Consider the following 6,921-nt stretch of genomic DNA (forward strand, 5'->3'; position numbering starts at 1 on the left):
AATAGGCCACCATTCACAGTTACAACGCCATTCAGGCAGAAACTGCGCGAATCGAACCATCTACAATCGTCGCACCCAATTCACGGCAGAGCAATCGTACAAAAGGATCTGCATCAATCGCCGTCTTGATTGCCGCCTGTCGTACAGCCCAAGGCGTGTCACCCAAATCATCGACAACCGAAACCACCACAGTCACCGGATAACCAAAATGCTCCGACAAGATGGCAATCAAACGTTCACGACATACTTTATCTGCTGCTGCACGATATTGTGCATCCAATGCCAACTCAAAATGCCTGCCCTCAAAATGCTTCAATAGTGAATTCTGCGCCAATGGCTTCACCCTTCCATCCAATGGCAACTTTGCAACCAATGCCAACCAGTCACCATCAAACACTACATCGTTGGCACTCGCGGCAGGGACACTGGCTAAAGGAGGACAAATTGGCGCTTTCACATCTCGGGCATGCACATACCCTTCACCCTGCTCATCAGGCACCTCATCCAACCAAGGAGGCAAGTCGTCATTGCTAGCTGGCGATGCCTGTTGAGTGCTCTTTACAGAATGAGTCGGCACTGTCTTCACATCAGGCCCTGTCGACGGAACTGATACCGGCGCAACAGGTGAAGTACGCGATGCTGGCAACCCGGCACTTGCCGTACCTTTGACAGCCAGCACCGAACGTAACTGCGCAATTGGGTTTGCCGATGCAGGAGAAGATGGGACTGCCACAGTAGAATCAGTATCGCGCTGTTTTACGACAATTGACTGAGGACGAAGTACCTGCTTGCCTGGTCCACCATCAGGTACAAATGCCAGCATCCTCAACAAAGCCATGGTGAATCCAGCATACTCATCTGGTGCCAATGCCAGTTCTTTTCGACCATATATTGCAATTTGATAGAAAAGCTGCACGTCATCGGGCGGTAACAATGTGGCCAGCTGAGCGACTCTCTCAGCATCCGGCCAATCATCCAGCGATGTCGGCACCACTTGAACCAAAGCAACACGCTGCAACAATGCCGCCAGCTCCTGCAACGCCGTATCGAAAGCAATACTCCGCTTTGACATTGAATCGGCATGGGCCATCAAACTAACGCCATCGCGTGCCGCCAACGCATCCAATAGATTAAACAGGTAGCTTTGATCAATTGCGCCCAGCATTGAGCGCACCCCAGCTTCTTCCACCCGCCCTGCACCGTAGGCAATGGCCTGATCCAACAAACTGAGTGAATCCCGCATCGAGCCTGCTGCTGCATGGCCAAGCAGGTTTAGTGCGGCCGATTCAAACGGAATCTGTTCCTGCTCCAATACATAGGCCAAATGCTGCGCCACTACCTGAGGCGGTATCTGCCGCAGATTAAACTGCAAACATCGCGACAACACTGTAATAGGGACTTTTTGGGGATCAGTGGTCGCAAGAATGAACTTCACATGTGCCGGCGGCTCTTCCAACGTTTTCAACATCGCATTGAAAGCCGATTTCGACAGCATGTGAACTTCATCGATAATATAGACTTTAAAGCGCCCTGCTGTCGGCGCGTACTGCGCGTTGTCAATCACCTCGCGCATGTTGTCGATGCCCGTGTTTGACGCAGCATCCAATTCCAGCAAATCAACAAAGCGCCCAGCATCAATCTGGGTGCACGCGGCACAATTGCCACATGGTTCTGCCGTAATACCCAATTCGCAATTCAACGACTTGGCAAGAATGCGGGCAATTGACGTCTTTCCCACCCCACGCGTCCCGGTAAACAGGTACGCATGGTGTAACCGCTGTTTTTCCAATGCGTTAGAAATAGCCCGAACAACATGTTCTTGCCCTACGACTTGGGCAAAGTTGCGCGAGCGCCATTTTCGGGCGAGTACTTGATAGGTCATACGCGGATTCTACCAGAAACACCCCAATCTCCCGCCGGGATCACCATTGCACCGAGAAATATTTACAAACAATACTTGCGCAACAGCAACACTTACGCTATTCTCCGCGCCTCTTCATCGGAGAGATGGATGAGCGGTTTAAGTCGCACGCCTGGAAAGCGTGTTCAGGGTAATACCCTGACGCGGGTTCGAATCCCGCTCTCTCCGCCAAATCTCAAGAAAAGCCAACCCATAAGGTTGGCTTTTCTCATTTGCATTTACCTCACCCGTAGCGCTTTGAGCCAAAAAAATCGCAGCACAAGCACAAGGCTGTAAATCAGCGTGCAAAACTTTCCAGATGGGGGTGCGGCAAAAATCTTAGACGCTGCTTGACAGCCACTGCCGCAATCAGTGCCACGCCCAGCAGGGCCCCCATCAAAAATCCTGCCAGAGTGCTGCTGCGGCTGATCGGGTCCCCTACCCTCGCCGTTTCGTACATGCGTCTTTCGCTTTCTGTTTTTGTATTTTTGCAGATGCAGCACTGATCCAGGCCGATCAATGTGCAGTCTTGATGAGCACGCAGCCCGGTCAAAAGTGCCTAGCTGACACGACCGAACTAGCGCCGCTTAAAGCCGCTTCAATTAGTTGCTCGATTGATGGTAACGAAAGCTCACCCAAGCTCGAAATTCTGAGAACATCCGACATTTCGTATCTATATGACATATTATTGCATGAGTAACCCCCAGGAGCCGCAAGCCGGCAGGCGCTTTGGTATTGAACTCAATGTATTATCCAAACCACATTTCGACTGAAGTGCGATCGACGAGATACAGCAAATGCGGCAGATACTATTGCTCCCAACTGCCGCGTGATCGATATACCTGAGCAACTTACACACCGTTGTGTGTTATATATTCAATTTTATTGACACAACAGGCCAGAACATTCCACTTTCAATTCACATTGAAAAGCCTAGAATCCGATCGATCAAGCCAATTCAGTACTTCAAATTTTCTGGAAAGGAAAAGTGATGGATACCCTTTACCCAACAACTGCAGTACACACACCACGAGAACTGGAGCGGTTGGTCAATGGCGTGCCAACATCTGATGGCGCCGGTGTTAAATTATTGCGGGTATTGACGCAAGATTTGCAACGCCGGTTAGATCCGTTCCTGATGCTGGACTATTTTCATTCAGATAATCCAGATGACTATCTGGCGGGCTTTCCCGATCATCCACATCGTGGATTTGAAACCGTGACGTATATGCTAGCCGGACAGATGCGGCATCGGGATAATGTCGGCAATGAAGGGCTACTGGCTGCAGGCGGTGTGCAATGGATGACAGCAGGGCGAGGCATTGTACATTCCGAACTACCTGAACAGGAAAATGGGCTGATGCAGGGGTTCCAACTTTGGCTGAATCTGCCCGCCAAGGACAAAATGACCACGCCAGGCTATCGTGATATCGCCGCAGAGCAGATTCCGGAGGTAACCCGTGCAGACAACGTACACATCAAGATCATTGCTGGTGAGAGCCATGGTGTTGCCGGCGCTGTGATCAAGGCGGACACAGCCCCATTGTATCTGGATGTATCAATGCCAGCAGGCCAAGTGTTTGAGCAGCCACTACCGTCCACACATAACGCCTTTGTCTATGTCTACCGGGGAGCCATCAACATTGGACGACAACAACGCAAGGTCAATGCAAAGCAGATGGGCATTCTCGATACCCGTGCGGACCATGACGGCATCGAGATTCAAGCCGCCGAGAACAGCGGATTCCTGTTAATAGCTGGCCAACCTTTGCATGAGCCCATTGCACAATGGGGCCCATTTGTTATGAACAGCCGTGATGAAGTCGAGCAAGCCATCGACGATTTTCGCGCCGGGCGATTCTGACCGCCACCTGAACCCACTCAATACACTATTGGCAGGCCACATAGGTGACCTGCCGAGCATTTCGCTAGCAAAGGCCATCACATGTCGAGTATCCAACACCTCTTGAAACCCCACACCCGCGACCTGGGTGGCTTTACAGTGCGCCGCCTGCTGCCGGCATTTGAGAAGCAGGCAGTCGGGCCGTTCATTTTCTTCGACCATATGGGCCCAGTCACCTTTGCTCCTGGTGATGGCATTGATGTGCGCCCTCACCCACATATTGGTCTCGCCACAGTGACCTACCTGTTTGAAGGTGAAATGCTGCACCGGGACAGCTTGGGCAGTGAACAGGTCATTCGCCCGGGTGATGTGAACTGGATGACTGCCGGTCGTGGTGTAGTTCATTCTGAACGGACACCACTCACCGCTCGCCAAAACGGGCAGCGCCTGCATGGGATTCAAACCTGGTTCGCGCTACCCCAAGCGGATGAAGCCTGTGAACCGGCCTTTTTCCATCACCCTGCAGCCAGCTTGCCGCTACTGACCACCCCAGGCCTGCAATTGCGTATCATCCTGGGCCATGCCTGGGGAACACAATCGCCCGTCACCACGTTTGGCGATACCTTGTATGCCGCAGCGGACATGCTTGCCGGCACCCGGCTCGACATTCCGGCGGATCATGCAGAACGTGCCATCTATGTTGCCGATGGCCAGATCAGCATCCATGGCGAAGCAGTGCCCACTCACCACGTCGCCATTTTGCAACCAGGTGCCACTATCACACTACAAAGTGATCTGGACAGCCGGCTGCTGATATTCGGTGGTGATCCACTGGATGGCCATCGTCACATCTGGTGGAATTTTGTCGCAAGTTCGCGAGAACAGATTGAAGCGGCCAAACAACAATGGCGTGATGATCTCTTTCCCCTGGTTCCCGGTGAGTCCGAACGCATTCCACTGCCGGAACGTTAACACCCAATCACCGGCTCACGATCTTGGCGCGCGCCAGGCAGGTTATGCACAACGCAAAACCTGCCTTGTTTGACCAACAAAGGAGAAGAACAGTATACGAACTTGGACTATCCTGCCCGCGGCCAAAATACGAACAAGCCCCACCCCTTTTCAAGTCTTGTTGAGCAAACTGACACATCCTCGTGGTTTCAATGAAAACGTAGGAGCGCAGAAGTCTGACAGACAGTAATAGCGCGATTTGAACAGCATGCGCCATCAAGCTGGTGCCGTATCGAGTTCGAGCCAGACTCGCCCACCGAGTCTGGCGAAACCGTGATCGGGTTATGAGCCTGCCTACCGAGATCAAGCCAGCGACGATTGCTGCGTCGTGCCGCTTGCGCTGGCGCGCTGAGGGGATGTTCCAGCGCCTGGAGCCGTGAGATCAATCGTCTGGGGCATCCTCAAGCGGCGCTGTTAGGCCTCGTAGTGGCGGTGCTCTACAACGTTGTGCCGCTGTAGCAGCGTGCCGTCGAACACAGGCTCCACCGTTAGCGGTTTCCACCTACGACTTGGCTGAACACATCAAAAGCGGCTATGAAGGCATGCTGATCGTCGTGCCCGCCAAGCATGGGCCAACAGCGGACTAGACATCTGCGCCGTTGCTGGCGCAGAGACTGCTGCCCTTAGCAAGGTGAATCTCACCCAAGCAGGCGGCCACGAGCAAACGTGGCCCAAAAATCGACAAATTCAAGAGCTATGTGGACGGTTGCATTGCTTAAGCCCACGCCTCGACTGCTCTCACGCTCAAGAAGGCTCGGCGGAAAGACCTGGAAAGCAGAAAGCCCCCGCTTTTTGCAGACCTCACGACATAGGCATCAACACCCTTACGACAGCGGGCAATCCACTATCAATTGCGATTTAAGTGCATTCCAAGCCGTATCCACCGATAGCATTGCAACCGTATTACACTCTGCCAATATAACTGCCAATGCGCCGATGAATAAGCATTGTAGACTCGTCTCGACCAAAAGCTGCCCGTTCTTTAGGAAGAAAACACATTCCAATGCCCCACGTTTTAGCGTTTTCTGAGCAAGACAGCCAGGCAATACGCCCATCAAGATATATTGATTCATAAAACAGATGCCGATGCAGCCAAAAAAAGTTATCTGTCATTGTTTTTACACGACAAAAAATGTATAGTGCATAATCACATATTTGCACAATACGCCATGCCATGCATGGCTACATGACACTCAGCGTAATCATTCCCAGACTAGCCCGGCACCCTTTATATGAACAAAAAAATGTCGAATACCGCATGCCTGCGGTGGGCAGCTTTTGCCCTGCTTTTGCCGGCATGGACAATTGGCAATGTATCTGCAGCAAGAATTGAATTTTCGCCGCCCTTTCAATCAGCAAAAGTAGCTGACGTTGTCCGCGTTGATGTGACAGCAAGTGAGTTGCAATCTGATGTTGTTGGCGCATTCGATTTTATTGTCAGCTTTGATGCCAACGTCCTGAACTTCAAGAAATTGACCTTTGGCAATAAACTCGGCGATCCCACCGTCAGTGCTGGGGAAACCTTTACCGATTACAGTCTAATCGCGCCGGGCAAAATCGCTGTGTCGGAAGTGTCTACACTGACAGATCTGGGTATCTTGCAGGCTCACCAACAAGCGGGCAAGTTCAGCTTGATCTCGCTGGAATTTGACGCATTAGCTGCGGGGACATCGTTTCTCAATGTGCTACCCAATATTGCAGGCCGCGATATATTGGGAGATTTTTACGGTCAGGCTTTGTCCCCCACGTCTGTGGGCACCGGGCAAGTGCTGGTCACACCACGTACCCAACCACCCACTGACGTTCCTGAACCGGGGGGTACCGCACTCGTGACAATAGGTGCTGGTGCATTGTTGGTGTCACGCAGACGGCGAATGCGTGCAGGCGCATTGGCCTTGACGACATTGTTGGGCGCTGCATCATCGTCCCTGGCAGCGCCTGCAGCCGACGTCATTGTCATGGCGGATGAATCCCAGTCCATTCGCCAGTTGCGTCGAACGGCTGCGGAGAACAACTGGGCGGCCCAGACGTGGACAGGTCGCGCGGTCAGTGGCCTGGAAGCCGCACTTAAAGAAAAAGGCATTGAATCCCGTTATGGGTTGGTGGGTTATGCCTACAACCAGCCTGACACCACACGCCAAGTCACGGTGGGTGGTGCGCAGTTCGG

At 52.5% G+C, this 6,921-nt stretch carries 5 protein-coding genes, 1 tRNA gene and 1 pseudogene; 5 read left to right on the forward strand and 2 right to left on the reverse strand.

Annotated features, from left to right (window positions below; all coding sequences use genetic code 11):
• Positions 1 to 31: 31 nt before the first annotated feature.
• Complete coding sequence (dnaX, locus tag FFS57_RS17600) at positions 32 to 1,882, reverse strand: DNA polymerase III subunit gamma/tau (protein WP_137939127.1); 1,851 nt, start codon at positions 1,880 to 1,882, stop codon at positions 32 to 34.
• Positions 1,883 to 2,001: 119 nt separating this feature from the next.
• Between dnaX and FFS57_RS17605 the strand changes: the two genes are divergently transcribed.
• Positions 2,002 to 2,092 (forward strand) — tRNA-Ser (locus tag FFS57_RS17605).
• A 106-nt stretch (positions 2,093 to 2,198) separates the two neighbouring features.
• On the opposite strand, the gene FFS57_RS26285 is transcribed toward FFS57_RS17605, so the two are convergent.
• Positions 2,199 to 2,360, reverse strand: coding sequence for a hypothetical protein (locus FFS57_RS26285; protein ID WP_502705923.1), 162 nt, complete (start codon positions 2,358 to 2,360; stop codon positions 2,199 to 2,201).
• Between the two features lie 531 nt (positions 2,361 to 2,891).
• On the opposite strand from FFS57_RS26285, the gene FFS57_RS17610 reads away from it, so the two are divergent.
• The 4 genes and pseudogenes from FFS57_RS17610 to FFS57_RS17620 form a co-directional block, all read left to right on the forward strand.
• On the forward strand, positions 2,892 to 3,764 hold the full coding sequence (locus tag FFS57_RS17610; protein WP_137939128.1) for a pirin family protein: 873 nt from the start codon (positions 2,892 to 2,894) through the stop codon (positions 3,762 to 3,764).
• An 81-nt stretch (positions 3,765 to 3,845) separates the two neighbouring features.
• Entirely contained in the window at positions 3,846 to 4,715 is an 870-nt protein-coding gene (locus FFS57_RS17615; protein WP_137939129.1) for a pirin family protein, read from the forward strand.
• Between the two features lie 243 nt (positions 4,716 to 4,958).
• A pseudogene (locus tag FFS57_RS25855) lies at positions 4,959 to 5,473 on the forward strand (IS4 family transposase); the annotation flags it as partial.
• A 681-nt stretch (positions 5,474 to 6,154) separates the two neighbouring features.
• Positions 6,155 to 6,921 (forward strand): PEP-CTERM sorting domain-containing protein (locus FFS57_RS17620; protein ID WP_249384050.1); only part of this gene is annotated, 767 nt, incomplete at its 3' end.

The sequence above is a fragment of the Chitinivorax sp. B genome (genome assembly GCF_005503445.1).
Taxonomy (GTDB): Bacteria; Pseudomonadota; Gammaproteobacteria; order Burkholderiales; family SCOH01; genus Chitinivorax.

What these genes read in the sequence shown, in the direction of transcription:
- FFS57_RS17615 (WP_137939129.1), top strand. Translation starts at nt 3,846, where the DNA reads ATGTCGAGTATCCAACACCTCTTGAAACCCCACACCCGCGACCTGGGT.
- dnaX (WP_137939127.1), bottom strand. Translation starts at nt 1,882, where the DNA reads ATGACCTATCAAGTACTCGCCCGAAAATGGCGCTCGCGCAACTTTGCC.
- FFS57_RS26285 (WP_502705923.1), bottom strand. Translation starts at nt 2,360, where the DNA reads ATGTACGAAACGGCGAGGGTAGGGGACCCGATCAGCCGCAGCAGCACT.
- FFS57_RS17610 (WP_137939128.1), top strand. Translation starts at nt 2,892, where the DNA reads ATGGATACCCTTTACCCAACAACTGCAGTACACACACCACGAGAACTG.